The sequence below is a fragment of the Bradyrhizobium sp. SHOUNA76 genome, from assembly GCF_023006445.1.
Taxonomy (GTDB): Bacteria; Pseudomonadota; Alphaproteobacteria; order Rhizobiales; family Xanthobacteraceae; genus Bradyrhizobium.
Window position 1 is genome coordinate 1 of sequence record NZ_JALBHA010000896.1, and the last position, 1,361, is coordinate 1,361.

The window sequence follows — 1,361 nt, forward strand, 5'->3', positions numbered from 1 at the left end:
GACCACCTCCAGGCCTGGCTGACCCGGCGCTGCGGCTGGACCGTGTTCGCGCCGAACCTGGAGGCCAGCGGGCTGAAGCTCGTCGGCGGCCGGCTTTTGCCGGGTCCGAGCGGCCCTGCGTCGTTCCTGATGTATGAGGGCGCCTCGGGCGAGCGCTACACGATCTACACCGCCAAGACCGAGAATGGTGCGACGCAAATGCGTTACGCCAGAACGGACAAGGACGGCGCGCTGTTCTGGGCCGAGCGCGGCGTCGGCTACGTCGTCAGCGGCGGCGGTGATCGCGACCGGCTTACCAAGGTGGCGCAGGCCGTCTACGATCAGGCCGAGAAAAACGGCACCTGAGCAACCGCATAGAGGCGGTGCCTCGATTCCGTCATTGAAAATTTGGAATGAAGACATCGGCGCGTCTCATTATCGCACCGGATGATCACGCGAAAATGAGCAGCGTTCGATCCGCCGATCGACGCGGGCGGCCTCGATTGGGGTTTTTGGTACCGCGCTGGTCCCCCTCTCGAGGCCGCACCCTTTTATCGGCTGCCCCGCCGGACAGCCGACACGTCACAAACGTCAGCGTCGAAGCGCGAGCCGCGCTTCAGGCGTATGTTGAGCATCATCCTTTCGGGAAGAGAATGCTCCGAGCGTCGAGCTGGCCTCGGATAGCGCCCTAGCCGAGTCCGCTACGTGGATTGTAGGGGTGTTGGTCCCGCCACTTCTCCATCAATGCTTCAAGCGCGGCGTCGTTCCCGTCCGGTAGCATAATCCTGATGGTGACGAAGAGATCCCCGGTTCCACCGGCTTTCGGCAGGCCCTTGCCCTTGAGGCGGAAGGTCCGGCCACTGGAGGTGTTTTTCGGGACCGAAAGCTCCACGGCATTGCCGAGGGTGGGCACGCGGACCTTGGCCCCGAGCACCGCCTCGTAGAGCGTGACCGGCAGGTCGATGCGCAAGTCGGCGCCCTCGACCTTGAAGTAGGCGTGCGGCGCGATGCTGATGGTGATCAGGAGATCGCCGGGTGGATGGCCCTGCGCGGACTCGCCTTGTCCCCGGAGCCGGATCTGCTGGCCCTCGGTGACGCCGGCCGGAATCTTGACGTTGAGCTCCTTGCCCGTCGGCAACCGGACGCGCTTCTCGCCACCCTTGACCGACTCTTCCAGCGAGACGGACATGGCAACATTCACGTCGAGATCGAGCCCGACGCCGCCGGTGTCGAATTCGAACTGCCCGGCACTGCCGGCTCCAGGCCGGGCGCCACGCATCCCGCCGCCGAACATGCTGTTGAGGATATCCTCGAATGCGCCGCCGCCCTGGCCAGGGCCGCCGCCGGAGCGGAACGTATAGCTCTCGAATCCGCCGGGACCC

1 protein-coding gene and 1 pseudogene are annotated in these 1,361 nt (G+C 65.4%); one reads left to right on the forward strand and one right to left on the reverse strand.

Annotated features, from left to right (window positions below):
* A pseudogene (locus tag MOV74_RS38340) lies at nt 1-345 on the forward strand (anti-sigma factor); the annotation flags it as partial.
* Nucleotides 346-667: 322 nt separating this feature from the next.
* On the opposite strand, the gene MOV74_RS38345 reads toward MOV74_RS38340, so the two are convergent.
* A partial coding sequence (locus MOV74_RS38345; protein WP_246932732.1) for a J domain-containing protein occupies nt 668-1,361 on the reverse strand: 694 nt, incomplete at its 5' end.